This window comes from Anaerohalosphaeraceae bacterium (assembly GCA_037479115.1).
Taxonomy (GTDB): Bacteria; Planctomycetota; Phycisphaerae; order Sedimentisphaerales; family Anaerohalosphaeraceae; genus JAHDQI01.
This window is the reverse complement of sequence record JBBFLK010000003.1, coordinates 117438-134731: the sequence shown is the minus strand read 5'-3', so window position 1 is coordinate 134731 and position 17294 is coordinate 117438. Positions and strand designations below refer to the sequence as shown.

Here is a 17294-nt window from a genome sequence, read left to right as displayed (position 1 = left end):
CCTAACGGAGATTCGATCCAAAAGCCCGCCGGCAGACGGCGGGCTTTTTTATTTTTACGGGGCAGGACTCTGGGGAGTGAGAACGGACGGCGACGGACTCAGCCGGGTCTTCAGTTCACCGGTCTGCGGATGGTACTGAATAAGCGGAACATTCACGCCGTTTACCTTGCAGGGACGCTCCGGACTGCCTTCTATCACAACCCAGCCGTTCTGCTTTTCATAGGTCAGGACATCTCCCTGCAGATAGCGTCCGCCCTGCTTGTGCTCGCGGTATTCGACGCCGCCGTCCGCCCGCAGGAAATCCAGTTCATTTCGCCCGCCGCCTTTGTCGGAAAAGGCTGCTCGGACCCGCACACACTGAACAATAATCTGATTCGCCAGCTGACCGTTTTCAAACGGCCAGTAATTCAGATAGATGCCCTCGGTGCCCTCGCCGGAAAACTCATTGGCGGACAGCCGCCAGCTGAGCCGGTCAAACCCTTCCATATAAGCAAAACAGGGTCTTTGGAAACTGAACGGCCCCGCGCTGTCCGAGGAAGCCGGAACCTGCTGGTTATTCAGCTCCATTTTTCCGGGACCGACCGCGACAATCCGATCCTCCTGTCCGAAATATTCGAACTGCCGACACGTCAGACGCAGATGATTGACTTTCTTGCGGTCTGCAAAATGCAGCGATTCAAACAAAACCTGCTGGTCCTGCATGGAAATATAGCGAATCCGCTGTTCTCCTCCGGTGCCGCGGCCGAGCTGAACCAGGAGCCGGTCACCGTAAAAACGGCGGATAATCTGTTCTCGCTCATCCTGGGCTTTCCATTGGGCCGACACCTTGCCCCGAAAGACGACCTGCTCGATCGTCCCCCGCCCGTCCGTCGAAAACTCTGCAAAATCCTCCGCCGTAATTTCCACCGGAATCGGTTCCGTCCGGAGCGGCGTGGAGGCGTCTGCAGGCGTATAAAAGGCAAAGAAGACAGGGCCCGCTGCACGGGCGGTGCCCCGAAGGAAATCATAATCGATGCGAAGGGCCTCAAACCGGGCCGGAGGCAGGTCTTCCTGCGGTCGGCTTTGAATCTGAGAACGGCCCTGCAGCTGGACCTGGGCCGGCACCAGGCGGCCCTCCTTCGTCTGCTCGAAAGCAATGTCCGCTGAATCCGACTCCACCGTTTGGTCCGGAGTCGTCATCCGCACCTGTCCGGCCAAATGGGCCTGTTTGACCTGTCCGGACGGGTCAAAATGAAACGTGGACTGCCGGGCCTCGACTCGCGACGACTGTCCCCCTGAGTTGGTTTCAAACTGGACATTGCCTTTCAAATCGAGAAGACGCGGTTTGCTCGTGAGCGGTTCGAAGGCCAAAAAGGCCTGCTGCGAGCGGCTCCGAAGGCCCTCCTTTTCCCAAAGGGCCTCCACGCCGCCGGCCAGATTGGCCGTTTTCAGCGACAGCAGTGAATCCGAAGGTGCCGGAGCAAACTCCAAATCCATCGGTCCATGGAAAAGCACCTCTTTGCGGCCTTCACCGGATTTTGAGGCATCTCCTTCCAGAAAGACCTGTCCCGGTCCGTCAACCCGCGCCAGATTGCTCCGGCGGTCCCAGAAGACATTCCCCAGGGTGCGGATTCGGTCTCCGGAGCGGTCCAGATACAGCCAAATCGGATTGTCTTTGGAATCCGAAAACAATTCGAGCACATCCTCGGCCAGCACATACCGCAGGGCCGAACAAACCGCCAGCGGAATCCTCGTTTGGGAATCGTCCGCCAGCCGCTCAATCCGAAGCCGACCGATCATCTCGACCGCTGAGACCGGTTTCATTTCTCCGGTCGGCTTCTGCTCCGGTGCAGCCTGAATAACAACCCCGCCCCGACAGGTAATCAAGACCTCATTCTCCGCAGGCCGGACCGGGTTGTCTGTCCTTGTTTCTGCTTCCGGCAGCTTTAGCGAAACCGGCCCTTGAACCGGCGGCTCCGACGACATCGGTTCCGGACGCGGCGGATTTGCCGGCGCTGAGTCCTTCGCACTTTTCTGCCAGAGAATCTGACGAATGTTGACCTGGTCAGCTCCGGCCACAACCAGCCGCGTACCGTACTGAACCACCACATCGTCTCGAAGGCTGCATTCGTAGTAAAGCGGTTCGGCAGTCCCCGATGCGGAAGCGGACTGTCCGTCTTTTTCCGAAGGCCCCGCAAGCATGTTTGCGGGCCCGCCTTCGGCTTCTTTGGCTGAATCGGACGTGCCAAGTCCGGCTGCTTCTTTAATCAGCAGATAATCCAGATTCCGCACTTCCAGATATTCCATCCGGCTCAAACGCGGATTGTAAACAAGCATCAGCCCCTTTCCCTTCAGCTCGGCTTCCTGTGAGACGACCTGAACGGGGCCTTCGGTGAAAAATTCAGACCGTTCGCTGTTGTAGGTCAAATCCTCCAGAAAAATCTGCGCGGAGATTTCGTCCTCTTGGCCCTCCGGTGCCCGTATTTGCAGGATTACCTGCTCACGAAGTTCGACATTGGACGGAACCTGCCCGCTGGTGTCCATCTGAATCCGTCCGCGTCGGGCGTCAATGCGGCAGACGAAACGGTCTTCATACCGAATCAGATACGGGGACTCTACAATCCAGTACGCCGTGCCTTCCGTGGGCGTAAGCAGTTTGGTAAAACCGCCGATTTCTATGACCCGTTTGGTTTGCGGGTCGCGGCGCACCCAGCGGCTGTTTTCCACCAGCTCAATTGACGTATCTGCAATCGGACGGTTTTCCGTTCCGGACCGTTTCGGAATATCCGGCACAGCAACCGGAGCCGTCTTGGGAGACGGAACAGATACAGACGGACTGAGCCGCCCGAAAATTATAAAGACCGCGGCGGCGGCGGCCAGCCCCGCTGCGGCTAATGCTGTTCTTCGAATCCAACTTCGTTCCGCCATCGGCTACACCTGATATGGTTTCAAAAGGTCATCCCAGCGTCCGGTCGTCCGCAAAAGATATTCAATCACCTCCGCCACGGCTCCCTTTCCCCCCTCGCAGGCCGTTACATAATCCGCATACTGCCGCACTTCCTTCGGAGCATTGGCCACCGCTGCGGCAAACCCGACCCGCCGCAGAATCGGCAAATCCATCCAGTCATCCCCCACATAGGCCACCTCATCCGGCTCCAGCTGCATATCCGACAGCACCTGCTCAAAGGCAGGCAGTTTTTCCGCGCAGCCCTGCAGAACCAGCGAAATCTGGAGCTGTTCGGCCCGCCGCAGCGTCGCCTCCGACTGTCGGCCGCTCAGCAGCCCGCACAGCAGACCCGCCCGCTGCCACATCCGAATCCGATGTCCGTCATAGACATTAAACCACTTGCTCTCCGAGCCGTCCGGATGAATCAGAAGACTCCCATCGGTCAGGACCCCGTCCACATCCAGAAGCAGCAGACGAATTCGATTCAGATTTCCTCGGGTTTTGGCCGCCATCTCCATCCTTACTGAACAATTTTCAGACTGACAATATCCTGTACATCGATTAACCCCACCGGCCGTTCCTGTGCATCCACCACCGGCAGTTCATCAATCCGGTATTTATGGAAAATCGCCATCGCCTCGGCCGCCAGGGTCTCTTCCGTCACCCGCTTGCAGGGCGATGTCATTAAGTCCGCCGTCCTGCGGGCAAACACCTCCGCGCCCAGCCGCGTCATCGCACGGCGAAGGTCCCCGTCCGTAATAATCCCCTTCAGTCTGCCCGCCTCATCCACAATCATCACCGCCCCGCGGCGCTTCAGCGCAGCCGTCTTGTTCAGCATCTCCTCCACCGTATCCGTCTCCAGAGCCAGCGGCAGGGTCTCGCCCCGTTTAAACCACATCGACTGGCCCACGGTAATCAGCCGGGCTCCCAAAGCCCCGCCGGGATGAAACCGCGCATAATCTTCGATTGTAAAGTTCCGCGCCTTCATCACCGTCAGCGCCAGCGCATCTCCGAGGGCCAGCATACAGGTCGTCGAAACACTCGGCGCCAAACCGTGCGGACAGGCCTCCTCCTGAACGCCCATGCACAGCACCAAATCGCTGTAGCGGGCCAGCGGCGACTGCCCGTCTCCCACAATGCTGATCAGCGAAATCTCTCGCTGTTTGAGCGGCTCCACCAGCCGCAGAATTTCATCGCTACGCCCGCTGTGGCTGAGCGCCAGGACTACATCCTCCGGCCCGACCCGGCCCAGGTCGCCGTGCAGCGCCTCGGTCGGATGCAGAAAATGACTCGGCGTCCCCGTTGAGGCCAGTGTGCCGCTGATTTTCTGACCAATCTGGCCGGCCTTGCCGACCCCCGTCACAATAACCGAACCGCGGCATTCGTAAATCCGACGCACAGCCTCCGCAAAAGCCGCCGATTCCACCAAACAAACCAGCCCGGCGATTCCGGCCGCTTCTGCTTCAATCACCCGTCTGGCATAAGCCAAATCCGGCTTTATTGAGGAACATTCCTTTGATTTTGTCCCATTCTTATTCAAATTTTCACCTCGTTGCCTCGCGCATCATAGCAAGTGATTTTAGGAGTCTGCCCATCCGCTTTCCAGTCTGCATGGACCGCGATTTCCTTTTCATTTTCCGTTTCCAGGCGCACCAGGACCGACCGTTTCTGATTCTGAAGAAAATCCGCAACCTCCGGCTGGACGCGCAGCTCAATCTTCTGAATCTCTTTGCGGGCCGCCGCCGTCTGCAGCAGACGAATCAGCTCAATCGCCTGCGATTCATAACTCTTGACCAGCCCGCGGCCCTGACAATGCGGACATTTCTGATAGGTACTCAGCTGAAGCGACGGACGAATGCGCTGCCGCGTCAGCTCAATCAGACCGAACTGGCTCATCTTCAGGGCACGCGAACGAGCCCGGTCGCTCTTGAGCGCCTCCCGAAAAACCCGCTCCACCTCCCGGCGATTCTTTCCGTCCCGCATATCGATAAAATCGCAGACAATCAGGCCGCCCAAATCCCGCAGCTTCAGCTGCCGCACAATCTCCTTGGCCGCCTCCAGATTAATCTTCAGGGCCGTCTGTTCGGCGTTGTCCTGTTTGCGGTATTTGCCGCTGTTGACATCGATGGCCACCAGCGCCTCGGTTTGCTCAATCACCAGCGAGCCGCCGCTCTTGAGCGGCACATACGGAGACTGAATCTTCTCAATCTCCTGCTCAATTCGGAATCGGCTGAACAGCGGCACCTTTCCGTCATAATAAACCACCCGGCTGCACATCCGCGGCTGCACAATGCCCAGAAAATCCTTAATTTTCTGGGTAATAGCCTCACTGTCGCAGTAAATCTTGCTGATGCGGCTGTCAAAAATATCCCGCACCGTCCGGATGACCAAATCCGACTCCTGATAAATCAGTGCCGGGGCCTTTTCGGTCTCACTGCGTTTGAGAATCGCATTCCACAATCGCGACAGATACGACACGTCGTTCTGCAGCTCCCGTTTGGTCGCCATCTGCGCGGCTGTGCGGATAATCAGTCCCGACTGCTTGGGCAGTTTGAGCGTCGAGGCCAGCTCCCGAAGCCGTTTGCGCTCCGCTTCATCCTCAATCTTCTGCGAAACCCCCACCTGATTCATCCAGGGCATCAAAACAGCATACCGGCCCGGCAGGGAAATATAGGTGCTCAGCGTGGGGCCCTTGGTGTTGATGCCCTCCTTAATCACCTGCACAATAATTTCCATTCCCTTCTTCAGACATTTTTGAATCAGAGGACGCTGGGTTACCGACTGACGCCGGCCGATTTTTTCCTCCTCCTTGTCCTGCCCTTCCGGAAAATACCGCGGATGCAGGTCGCTGATGTGCAGGAAGCCGCTCTTGGGCTGCCCAAAATCCACAAACGCCGCCTGAATCCCCGCCTCAATATTGACAATACGGCCCTTATAAATATTGCCGACGGTGCTGGCCACATTGGCCCGTTCGATGTACAGTTCCTCCAGCACCCCGTCGTCCACGACGGCGATTCGGCATTCTTCCCCTTCTGCAACATTTACCAGCATTTCACGTGCCATCTTTACAAACCCCGCTGCTCAATTGTCCGTCCAGACTACATTGTTTCTTCGCGGAGGCCCCGCAAGGTCCTCCCGTTTCAGCCCCAGCCAGTCCAGCATTTCCTCCAGACGAAGCGTCCCCTCCGGCGTGATTCGGCAGACCAGACAAATCCGCTCGGAATCCCCGCGGATTCCCTCCAGATACGAATGAACATCCAGAATCTTGTTTTGCCGGCCGGGTTTTTGTCTTTCCCGCCAAATCGGTTCTCCTGACAAAAGCTGCTGCTGAGCCCACTGGAGCCGCTCGAGCCAGAAGTCTGCAGAAACCTCTTCCCCCCGCTCAAAAACATAATCCGCTCGCACCGCCTGCCGGGGACCCGGACTCGCCGGAACCTCGATACACCGGATTGTGCAGCCCGCCGGAAGTTTCTGAGCCAGACCTTCCGTTTCAGACAGGGTGCACACCCTTTCCAATTGAACCCAAAGCACTTCCCCTTCGCCTTCCACTCCGACCGCACGCGGCAAAGGAAGCGACAGACGCGGATGCGGATTAAACCCCGCACTGAAGGAAACCGGCAGCCCGGAACGGGCCAGGACCCGGGCCCACATCGTCATCGTTTCCCGATGCGAAAGAACACACAAATCCCCCTGAATATCAAACACAATCCTCATGGCTGTCCGCCGGTTCATCCCAATCCGCCTCCGCCGTTTATGTCAGTATTCCACCGGCAGAATCCGGCTGGCTGCATCTCGAAGCAGATTCTTGATTTGACGCTGGGAATCCATGGTTGCCACTTTGCGGGCCAGAAGATTGCACTCCTCAATCGTGACCGAACAGACAATCTTCTTGACCTCCGGAATCAGCGGCGGAGCCATCGACAGAATCCGCACCCCCATCCCCAGCAGCAGCATCACAAACTCGGGCTCGGAAGCCATTTCCCCGCAGATGCTCAGCCCGATGCCGGCTTTGCTGGCATCGTGTATTACACTGCGAATCAGATACAGCACCGCCGGCTCCGCCCCGGAGTACATCGTGGAAACATGCTCGTTTCCCCGGTCCACCGCGAGGGTGTACTGGATCAGGTCATTGGTGCCGATGCTGAAAAAATCGCTCTCCAGCGCCAAAAGGCCCGCCGTCAGCGCCGAACTGGGCGTTTCAATCATAATCCCCACCGGCATCTGCGCATTGTACGGGACCCCGTATTCGTCCAAATCCTCCATCACATCCCGCAGAATCATCTTGGCCTGGCGAAGCTCCTGCATAGTGGTAATCAGCGGGAACATCACCCGCACATCCCCCAGTGTCGAGGCCCGGAGAATCGCCCGCAGCTGCGTCTTAAACAGCGGCAGGTTCTGCAGGCAGTATCGAATCGATCGAAGCCCCAGCACCGGATTGGCCTCCTGCGGATGGCGCGTGGTATGGGGCACCTTATCCGCCCCCAAATCCATCGTCCGGATGACGATGGGTTTGCCGTTCATCAGCCGAGCCACTTCCGAATACGCATGATAGTGGTCATCCTCCGTGGGCTCGGTGCCGCCGTACAGATACAAAAATTCCGTCCGGTACAGCCCGATGCCCTGACCGCCCTTCTGCAGGACCACCTCCGCCTCATCCGGAAACTCCACATTGCCCAGCAGGGTAATCGGCACGCCGTCGCGGGTGACGGCCGGAAGATCCCGAAAGCCGTCCAGCTCATGCTCAAACTCCGTAAAGCGGCGGGCATAGGTGCGGTATTCCTCCAGCGTGGTCTCATCGGGGTCAATCACCACCAACCCGCGGTTGCCGTCGATAATGACGGTGCTCTGAGCCGTCACGCAGCTCATCAGCCCTTCCAGCGCCACGACGGCGGGTATCCCCAGCGAGCGGGCGATAATCGCCGTATGGCTGGTCCGACCGCCGCGCTCTGTTGCAAACCCTTTGACAAAGGTTTTGTTGAAACTGGCCGTCTGAGTCGGAGCCAGGTCATGGGCGACAATCACCACTTCCTCCCGGAGGTGCTCGACCTCTTCGGCCACCTTGCCCAGCAGATGCGTCAGCAGACGCCGTTCAATATCGTAGATGTCCGCCGCCCGTTCGCTGATATAGACATCATCGACCTTCTCAAAATGCGAGGCAATCTCCCGCAGAATCGTCGAAACGGCATATTCCGCCGTCACCAGCTCCTTCTCGATGTAATCCGTAATCCGCTTGAGAAAGCGCTTGTCGCGAAGAAACCGCATGTGCACGGCGAAAATGTCCCGAATCGAGCCCTCCTCAATTCGCTTGGCCGTCTGAATCTGGTCCAGCTCGCGGATGGCATCCGCAAACGCACGCCGAACCCGTTTGATTTCGCCGGCGCGCTGGGAGGCCATAATCGACCGGCGGGGAATTCGATAATCCTTCGAATCAATCACCATCGCCCGGGCAATGGCTATCCCCGGTGAAACGGCTATGCCTTTTCGCAGTTCCATGTCGGCAGGTTATCCTTTTTTTCTCGCATCCGCTGACTGGGGGGCCGAATGGAAATTTTTTGCGACCAGCTCCCCGAGAGCCGCAATCGCCTCGTGGGCATCCGGACCGACAGCCCGAATTTTCAGACGGCTGCCGCACGCCGCCGCCAAAAGGGTCATTTCCATCACACTCTTGGCGTCCGCCTGAACCGAACCGTGCGACACCGTTATCGCAGAGCGAAACCGGCTGGCCAGGTCCACAAACTGCACCGCAGGGCGCAAATGAAGACCCTCTTCATTCTGAATCTCCACCTCAATTTCCGCAACCGGTTCACTCACAATCCATTCGCCTTTGTCTGGAATCTGTCGTTTCCGCTTTCTGCAACGTTCCGAACATGCGCCTCAGCCGGCATCTCGTATAATCTCAGCAATCTCCTCGGCCGTCTGGGCCTGACGCAGAAACCGCCGAAAATCGTCCTGATTCAGATTCCGGAACAGAATCTCCATGGCCTGAAGATGCTTATCCGGGTTGTCTTTGGGGCTGACCAGCAGCAGAACCGTATAGACCGGCTGCTTGTCGAGCGCCCGAAAATCGATTCCATGACTGCTCCGTCCGATGGCAGCGACCGGCTCGGCGATTCCCTCCGCCTTAATATGCGGAAGAGCCACCCCTTTGCCCATGCCGGTACTGGCTTCATTTTCCCGCTGAATAATCGCACGAACCAGTTTCTCCGGGTCACAGGTTCCCAAACAGCCGCTTTGATGAAGAAGCCCTACCAATTCCCGAATCGCCCCATTGCGGTCCTTGGCCTCCAGCTCCGGGACGATTGCCGAAAAACACACAATGTCTGACAATTTCATACGGACTCCTGAACCAAAATGCAGTTCCGGCATTCGGGCACAGACAGGTCCCGCTTTCGCCGGGCAAATGTTTTAGGCCACATCCTCCCGCTCCGGTTCCCCTCCGAATACTTCCGGTCCGACCACTCCGCTCCGTTTGTTGTTCCGCTGCTTTTCCTTCTTCTTTTTCAGCTGTCGGACCATTTTGTCAAAGGCAGCATCCAGCGCGGCATAGAGGTCCGGACGCATCTCTTTGGCGGCGATCAAGTCTTCGTGCTCAACATGCGAGATGACTTCCACCGTAAAATTGGGACCTTCCCCTTCCTCCACCAAAACCTCCACGCGGGCGATATTGCTGTGAAACCGCGGCAGCTTATCGGCTCGCTTTTTGGCATGGTCCCGAATCGCATCCGTAATTTCAATATGCCGACCGGTAATCGTAAAAAGCATCGATATCCCCTTTTCCAATAAAGGTTTGTATTACGAAACAGCTTGTTTTTCCTTTTCCTGACGCAGGGCCTGCTGAAAGGCCTGATGTTCCGTCGGCGTAATCACTCCGCCGCTGATGACAAATCGAAGGGCCTCTTCAATCGTCAAATCCAGCTCCAGCACGTCTTCCCGGGGAACCGTAACCACATACCCGGTAAACGGGGTCGGTGAAGACGGAACAAAAACCGTCAAATAACTTTGAGGGTTGTTTCGGGTAACCCCCTGAAGTCCCTGCCCCGTCACAAGCCCAATCGACCAGATTCCCTTGCGCGGATATTCCAGCGCCACAACCCGATTAAAAGCCAGCTCCCTCCGGACCAGAAAAAAGTCCGTCACCTGCTTGATATACGGATAAACCTGTTTTATCAGGGGGATTTTAAAAAAAATCCTTTCCCAAAAATGCCACAGGGTCCGTCCTGCCATGCTCGCCAAAAACGCCCCCAGAATCACAACCCCGACAATCGTAATAATGAAACCGGAAATTTTTCCGGGGCCGTACACCCAAAAGGATTCGAGAAAATCCTTCTCCCAGGCGGTATTCAGCGAGTGCAAAACCCAAACCAAGGCCCTATTTACATAAATACTAACGGAATCCTGAATAAAAACATACAATTGAACAAATATCCAGATAGTCAGGATTGTCGGCAGGAGTGCTGCCATCCCCCTGAAAAAATAGGTCTTGAAGTTTCGCAATGCCTGCATGTCCGATTTTTACCCTAACCATCTTAGGTCGGGCTGAAAAGTTTATCACTATCACGACAGCCGTGAAAGTTTCTTTATTTAAGGCCCCCGTCTATCCTTATTTACGGGGCTGCGAACGGCTCGTCCCCGGCGTTTCGCTGTCCAAAGGACTTGCCGTACAATATCTTACAATGGGCTGAATGTATCCGAATTACTCCGACCCGTCAATAAAAATATGTTCTTTGGTCTTGGGCAGATAATCCGCTCTCAAGTGGACAAAAATACCCGGAATCGAAACAATCAAAAACAGGGCCCGCTGGCAAACCGCCAAAGCAGCCGCCGTCTCCGGACTGGCCCCGGCAACTTTGACAAACAGCAGAACGACCCCTCCCTCCAAAATCCCCAGACCGGCTATGCTGACCGGAATAACCCCAATCACCCACACCAGCGGAAAGAACAAAAAATAATGTCGTAACTGCCCGGCAACCCCCAAATCCATCCCAATCAGCCAAAAACTGATAAAAGTCAGACTCTGAAAAAGAATCGTAAGGGAAATCAGGACGGGAAAAAGCCACCATTTTCGGAAGAATGCTGATATGATTTCTCTGGTATAAAGAAGGGATTTTTGAATGATTTTTACCAAAAACCCGTCAGTTTCAGAAACCCGGTTTGGGGTTTTCCGTACAATCCAGAACAAACCGGCGGACAACACCAAAACACTTAACACGATGGAAATCAGAATAAAGCGGCTTATCGTTTGGCCGGCCGTTCCGGCATCTGCCAAGGGCCAAACGGACCTGTCAAACCAGAAAACAAAGGTTACAACTGCAATCAAGGCCGTGGAAAACAATCCGGCAAATCGATCCACAAAAACACTCAGCGCTGACAGACCTCGTTTCTCGGTATGTCGAGTCACATACCAGGCTCGAATAAAATCGCCCCCTGTCGAGCTCGGCAGAAAACTGCTGAAAAAAAGTCCGTGAAAATGGAGCCGAAGAGCCGTTTTCAGAGGGATAAAAACCCCCAACGCACGCAGGAGAATCCACCAGCGGAAGGCCATTGCACTTTCCGTGATAAATTTAACGGCAACGGCGACTCCAATAACCCAGGCCTTGAGCTGTTTGAAAGAACCGGCAAATTCCTGATAGTTCAGATTTTTAAAAATCAGATAGCACGCCCCCGCGACGACACAGAGCCGAAGGACAAAAAACACCCTATTCCGAATCGTCTGCTGCCTTTCGTGCAACGAATCTTCCTGATAAATGCTTGTTTTTCCGTATCATACCCGTTAAAACAAAAAGCGGCAAGATGGTCAAACAGGAATGGTCAATTTCGGAAAGGAAACTTTAGTGGCAGCAGATGTCCAATTGGAGGAAGGATTTCAATTCACTCCACGTTTTGATGCAAACGGTCTGATTACCGCAATCGCTCAGGACGCTCGGTCCGGGCAAGTGCTGATGGTTGCTTATATGAATGAGGAGGCCCTTAAGCTGACGATTCAGACCGGGAATGCCGTATATTACAGCCGCTCCAGAAAAAAACTGTGGAAAAAAGGGGAGGAGAGCGGTCACGTCCAAAAAGTCGTGCAAATTCTGACAGATTGCGACCAGGATTGTCTTCTTCTAAAGGTGGAAGTGGACCAAGGGCAATGCCATGTAGGCTATCAATCCTGTTTTTATCGGGCTTTGAAAAAAGGCACCTCCGAACAGTTGGAGCTGGTGGCACAAAAGGTCTATGACCCGAAAGAGGCATACAAAAAGAAATAAGCGGCACCTAAACAGCTTTCTAACATCTTCTTAATCCTATTCGAACAATCCGAAAGTAAATGGGAACAAGAAAAAACCTAAATTTGAGGAAACAAAATGGTTCCCAAAAAGATTTTGATTGTAGAAGATGAAGAAGATGTTCAAGAGCTGATTCAATATAATCTTCGCAAGAACGGCTATCAATGCGAGGCGGCTTTGGACGGGAAAACTGCCTTGGCCAAGGCAGAAACAACAAAACCGGACCTTGTATTGCTTGATTTAATGATACCCAAAATCGATGGGCTTCAGGTCTGTCGGACTCTAAAAAGCAGTACGGACCTATCGAGAATTCCCGTGATCATTCTGACCGCTAAAGGGACAGAATCCGATATAGTCGCAGGATTGGAGGCGGGAGCGGATGATTACATTACCAAACCTTTCAGCCCGCAAGTTCTCCTGGCCCGAATTAAAGCCGTCTTGCGGCGTACAGAAGCGCCGCCGCCGAGTGAGAAATCGGTTATCAAGATACACAATATAGAAATAGACCCGGGCCGACACCGAACTTTTGTAAACGGCAAAGAAGTGGAGCTGACTTCTACAGAATTCAAGATGCTGCATTTTCTGGCTGCTCGTCCCGGCTGGGTCTTCACCCGCTATCAGATTGTCGATGCTGTCCACGGGCCTGACTATCCTGTCACCGACCGGTCTGTGGACGTGCAGATTGTCGGCCTGCGAAAGAAACTCGGCAAGGCCGGCGACCTGATTGAAACGGTTCGGGGAGTCGGCTATCGTTTTCGGGAGGAAAGCTGAACGCTCTTTATGGCCAAACGGCAGGCTCTTCTCTGGCAAATTTATCCGGCAGTTCTCATCCTCCTGCTCTGTTTCCTGGCTGCCCTGTATTGGACCCTGTCTACTGTTCTCCAAAAGAATTTCCTGGAAGAAAAAAAGGAAGAGCTGCGAATCCGTGCGGTCTTTGTTCAGTCGCAAATTGCCGCTGCCGTCAAAGAGCCGTTTGACCCGCCGGCCATTGACCAGTTGTGCAAAACACTCGGCCGTCAAACCGCCACCCGCATCACCGTCATCACCCTGGATGGAAAGGTGCTGGGCGAATCCGACAAAGACCCCTCGCTGATGGACAACCATCTTTCCCGACCGGAAATTCAGCAGGCCCTTGGCGGGCATGTGGGATATGATATCCGCCCCAGCACGACTCTCGGAGAGCGTTTTCTATACGTCGCCGTTCCCTATCCGGCGGAGAACCCCTCTCTGTTTATCCGCACCGCCGCATCCGTCAAACAAATGGATGAGATTTTAGGGCAAATCCGCCGCCAGATGATGCTCTCCGCTGTTCCTGCGGGAGTTTTTCTGGCCCTGCTGCTGTGGCTGATCTGCTGGCGTCTGACCAGACCGCTGAAAGAAATGGAGGCGGCCGCCCGCCGGCTGGCCGAAGGAGATGTAAGCGTCCGGATGCCGCCGGCCAGGACACGGGAGTTTGCCTCGCTGGCCAAATCCATGAACAAAATGGCTCAGGAACTGATTCAGCGGCTGGACACCATTACCGCTCAGCGGAATGAACAGCAGGCTGTTTTGACCAGCATGAGCGAAGGCGTTCTGGCGATGGACCTGCAAAACCGCTGTATCAGTATTAATAACGCCGCCTGTAAACTTCTGCAGATTACCGTCCCGGACCCGGTCGGGCGGACGCTGCCGGAAATTATCCGCAACACGCAATTTCACGACTTCGTCCAAAAGGCCCTGGTCAGTGCGGAATCCCTGGAAGAACATTTGCTGTTTCGGGAACCTGACCAATCCCGTTCCATTCAGGCCCGCAGCAGTGTTCTGATGGATCGGGAAGGAAACCGCATCGGAACCCTGATTGTTCTTAACGATATTACGGATGTGTATAAAGCCCAGCGGGTCAAAAGCGATTTTGTGGCGAATGTCTCCCATGAGCTGAAAACCCCTGTTACCAGTATTAAGGGCTTCATTGAAACGCTCCTGGACGGTGCGAAAGACAACCCCGAAGACCTCCATCGATTCCTGGAAATCATGCGCCGCCAGACGGAACGGCTCAATTCCATCATCGAAGACCTTTTGACCCTGTCAGCCATTGAACAGCAGACCCAGGAATCCGCCATCACCCGCCAGACCGTTTCTTTGAAAACCGTTCTTAAAGAAGCCGTTGAATGCTGTCTGCACCAGGCCAACCAGAAACAAATCTCCCTGCAAATCAACTGTCCGGATAACCTGACAGCCTTTGTCAACTCTTCTTTGCTTATTCAGGCCCTGGTTAACCTGATTGATAATGCGATAAAATACAGCGAAACAGGCCAATCTATCCTTCTTCAGGCCTCTCGTGAGGGGCCCTCCATTCGCATCGACGTAAAAGACAGCGGCTGCGGGATTGCCAAAGAACATCTGCCGCGTCTGTTCGAACGGTTCTATCGGGCTGATAAGGCCCGCAGCCGTGCTTTAGGCGGTACCGGACTGGGTCTGGCTATTGTCAAACACATCGTCCTGGCTCACAACGGCACGGTCCAGGTGGACAGCACCGTGGGCAAAGGAAGCACGTTTTCCATTTTTTTGCCTGCAGAAAATTCCTGACCTGTTTGACTGCCCGGCCAAACCGCTTCATAAAGTATCTGTATTGTCGTGCTCTTTTTTTTAGGACTCCCTAAAAAGCAGGGGCTGCCTGCCATTTCAAACCCTCCGGATTTTTCACCCGGAAAATTCAGAAAAAACGGAAATCTGACGATAATTTTTTATCCGGGAAAAACTTCTTTGAAAACGAATTAACCGTTTTTTGAAGGAAATTCGGCGTGTCTTCAAGCGGTTTGAACACGCAATTATTCCTTTATGTGGAGGTACAGTTATGACAGGAAAATGGAAATGGACATGGACGGCGGTTTTCGCAGTTCTGCTTTTCGGCACCGCCTGGGCCGATGAAATCAGCGAACTGCGAAAAGAACAGGAAAAACTGTACAACCAGCTGGCAGAAATGAACAACCGCCTGCTCAAGATGGAGGCCGCTCAAAAGGAACAGGCCCAGAAGCTTGCCAAAGTGCAGGAAAGCGGCGGCTTTGAAATCCCCGAGACGCTCAGCTGGCTGGAAAAAATCAAACTCTACGGGGATTTCCGCTATCGGTATGAGTGCCGCGATCGGGATTGGAAGTCTGATCCGAAGGACGACCGTCACCGCATCCGCGCCCGTGTCGGCGTACAGTTCCAAATCAATGAGGAATATCTCTTCGACTTCCGAGTAGCCACTTCTGAATTCCTCAAAGATGAAGACGGTGCGATTATCCCGGGTTCCGCTGCCAACGCCGCCAACCAGACCCTTGGTGACTACTGGGCCGGCAAAAACCTCTGGGTTGACCGGGCCTATGTGGCCTACACGCCAAAAGCCGTTGAAGGTCTGACCGTCCTTGCCGGTAAGACCTACAATCCTTTCTACGTCGGCAAAAGTGACTTAATTTGGGACAGCGATGTCAATCCGGAAGGAATTGGTCTGCAGTACACCAAACCCTGGACGGAAAAAGATGAGCTGTTTATCAATGCCTTTGTCGGCTATATCGAAGAAAACGGCAGTTCAGCCGACAAGCGGATGTTCGGCGGACAAGTCGGCCTGGCTCATACCTTTGAGGATAAATCCAAAGCCACCTTCGGAGTGTCCTACTACGACTACTCCAACGTCGAAGGGCAAGCTCTTCCCGCTATTAACAGCCAGGTCATCGACAACGGAGCCGCGGGCAACTCCAATGGCGGCACAAACTACCTCTATGATTATAACCTCGTCAATGCCTTCGGTCAGTATGCCTTCAAACTCGGCTCCTATCCGTTTGCCGCATTCGGTGACTATGTCATTAATACAGCCTCCGGCGTTAAGGAGGATACCGGCTGGCTGGCCGGCTTTACCTTCAACAAGGCCAAAGACCCTGGCACATGGGATTTCACCTACAGCTATCGTGACCTCGAAGCCGATGCTGTGCTGGGCGCGTTTGCCGATTCCGACTTTGCAGACGGCGGGACAAACGTAAAAGGACACAAGATAAACTGGACCTACATCCTCGCCAAGAATGCTTCCTTTGGCATTAGCTATTATTTAGCTGACAAACTCGAACAGAAACCAAACGAAGATTACAAGCGTATCCAGCTCGATTTTGTCGTGAAATTCTGATTTTCACGACCTATTAACCGTTTCCTAACGAAACGCTAACAGATGTCCTGTAGAGTACGGAATATTCTACAGGACATTTCTTTTTTTAAATGAATGGAAAGGGAAAAGAATGAGCGCGTATCAGTTCAGAAATCTGTCAACAGTACTGATTGGATTCAGTCTTCTTGTCTGTTGGGCCGGAGCCGCTGATAAAGTTCTCCAAATCGACGGCTCAACCACTGTAGGGCCGCTTGGGGATGCCTTTGCCGAGGTATTCAAGGAACTGCATCCGGATGTCTCCATCACGGTCAAGAAAACCGGCAGCGGGGATGGCGCAGCGGCTCTCATTGACGGCCGATGCGACATCGCGATGATGAGCCGTTTTATGAAAGACAAGGAGTTCCAGCAGGCCATTGAAAAAGGAGTTTATCCCGTGGCCCACGTGATTGCGATGGACGGGGTCTGCATCGTCGTCCACCCTTCCAATCCGATTTCTGAACTTCGCATGGACCAGGTTCGGGATATCTACATGGGCAAAATCACGAACTGGAAAGAGCTGGGCGGTCCGGATATGCCGATTGTTCCCGTCAGCCGGGACACCTCCAGCGGCACCTATGAATCCTTCCATTCGATGGTAATGAACAATGAGAAGATGGCCCCTAACGTTGAATACGTCAACTCCAATCCGCAGGCCCATGCCCGGATTCGAAGCACCCCCGGCGCCATCGGATATGTCGGCATCGGATTCCTTGACCGGTATGTCAAACCCCTGAAAATCAACGGCGTTACGCCGACCCGCTCTACGATCGCCAAAGGCATCTATCCTGTCAGCCGGCCTCTGTTTCTCTTCACGAACGGCTATCCCAAACTCGGTTCGATTGTACATGCCTTCTGCACCTTCTATCTGACGGAAAAAGGGCAGGAGATTATTGAAGCCAAGGGATTTGTACCGTTGACTGAATATTAATACGGCTCACCCAAGACT

16 protein-coding genes are annotated in these 17294 nt (G+C 54.4%); 5 read left to right on the top strand and 11 right to left on the bottom strand.

All coding sequences use genetic code 11. From position 1 onward, the window contains the following. Positions 1-54: 54 nt before the first annotated feature. The 11 genes from WHS88_02585 to WHS88_02535 form a co-directional block, all read right to left on the bottom strand. Positions 55-2907, bottom strand: a complete 2853-nt coding sequence (locus WHS88_02585) for a hypothetical protein (GenBank protein MEJ5259058.1) — start codon at positions 2905-2907, stop codon at positions 55-57. 3 nt (positions 2908-2910) lie between these two features. Then, on the bottom strand, positions 2911-3438 hold the full coding sequence (locus tag WHS88_02580; protein ID MEJ5259057.1) for an HAD-IIIA family hydrolase: 528 nt from the start codon (positions 3436-3438) through the stop codon (positions 2911-2913). An 8-nt stretch (positions 3439-3446) separates the two neighbouring features. After that, complete coding sequence (locus tag WHS88_02575) at positions 3447-4415, bottom strand: KpsF/GutQ family sugar-phosphate isomerase (protein MEJ5259056.1); 969 nt, start codon at positions 4413-4415, stop codon at positions 3447-3449. Between the two features lie 47 nt (positions 4416-4462). Then, positions 4463-5989 (bottom strand): Rne/Rng family ribonuclease, encoded by a 1527-nt coding sequence (locus WHS88_02570; protein MEJ5259055.1) that lies wholly within the window; start codon positions 5987-5989, stop codon positions 4463-4465. 18 nt (positions 5990-6007) lie between these two features. Further along, positions 6008-6658, bottom strand: coding sequence for a TIGR03936 family radical SAM-associated protein (locus tag WHS88_02565; GenBank protein ID MEJ5259054.1), 651 nt, complete (start codon positions 6656-6658; stop codon positions 6008-6010). 24 nt (positions 6659-6682) lie between these two features. Beyond that, positions 6683-8419, bottom strand: coding sequence for a phosphoenolpyruvate--protein phosphotransferase (gene ptsP, locus WHS88_02560; protein ID MEJ5259053.1), 1737 nt, complete (start codon positions 8417-8419; stop codon positions 6683-6685). Between the two features lie 9 nt (positions 8420-8428). Then, positions 8429-8737: an HPr family phosphocarrier protein gene (locus tag WHS88_02555; GenBank protein MEJ5259052.1), complete on the bottom strand. Its 309-nt coding sequence runs from the start codon at positions 8735-8737 to the stop codon at positions 8429-8431. 63 nt (positions 8738-8800) lie between these two features. Then, entirely contained in the window at positions 8801-9259 is a 459-nt protein-coding gene (locus WHS88_02550; protein ID MEJ5259051.1) for a PTS sugar transporter subunit IIA, read from the bottom strand. A 72-nt stretch (positions 9260-9331) separates the two neighbouring features. Further along, positions 9332-9688 (bottom strand): ribosome-associated translation inhibitor RaiA, encoded by a 357-nt coding sequence (raiA, locus tag WHS88_02545; GenBank protein MEJ5259050.1) that lies wholly within the window; start codon positions 9686-9688, stop codon positions 9332-9334. A 30-nt stretch (positions 9689-9718) separates the two neighbouring features. Then, the gene (locus WHS88_02540) at positions 9719-10387 is read right to left on the bottom strand and encodes a DUF502 domain-containing protein (protein MEJ5259049.1); all 669 of its coding nucleotides are present in this window, start codon (positions 10385-10387) and stop codon (positions 9719-9721) included. A gap of 232 nt (positions 10388-10619) precedes the next feature. After that, positions 10620-11654 (bottom strand): lysylphosphatidylglycerol synthase transmembrane domain-containing protein, encoded by a 1035-nt coding sequence (locus WHS88_02535; protein MEJ5259048.1) that lies wholly within the window; start codon positions 11652-11654, stop codon positions 10620-10622. 103 nt (positions 11655-11757) lie between these two features. Between WHS88_02535 and hisI the strand changes: the two genes are divergently transcribed. The 5 genes from hisI (at position 11758) to WHS88_02510 (ending at position 17276) form a co-directional block, all read left to right on the top strand. Continuing rightward, positions 11758-12174 carry a phosphoribosyl-AMP cyclohydrolase gene (gene hisI / locus WHS88_02530; GenBank protein MEJ5259047.1) on the top strand — a complete coding sequence of 139 codons (417 nt, stop codon included), beginning with the start codon at positions 11758-11760 and terminating at the stop codon, positions 12172-12174. 96 nt (positions 12175-12270) lie between these two features. Further along, a complete protein-coding gene (locus WHS88_02525; protein ID MEJ5259046.1) occupies positions 12271-12963 on the top strand; it encodes a response regulator in 693 nt (230 codons plus the stop codon). Positions 12964-12972: 9 nt separating this feature from the next. Next, positions 12973-14757: an ATP-binding protein gene (locus WHS88_02520; protein MEJ5259045.1), complete on the top strand. Its 1785-nt coding sequence runs from the start codon at positions 12973-12975 to the stop codon at positions 14755-14757. A 268-nt stretch (positions 14758-15025) separates the two neighbouring features. Beyond that, on the top strand, positions 15026-16330 hold the full coding sequence (locus WHS88_02515; GenBank protein MEJ5259044.1) for a putative porin: 1305 nt from the start codon (positions 15026-15028) through the stop codon (positions 16328-16330). Positions 16331-16439: 109 nt separating this feature from the next. Further along, positions 16440-17276, top strand: a complete 837-nt coding sequence (locus WHS88_02510) for a phosphate ABC transporter substrate-binding protein (protein MEJ5259043.1) — start codon at positions 16440-16442, stop codon at positions 17274-17276. Positions 17277-17294: the final 18 nt, after the last annotated feature.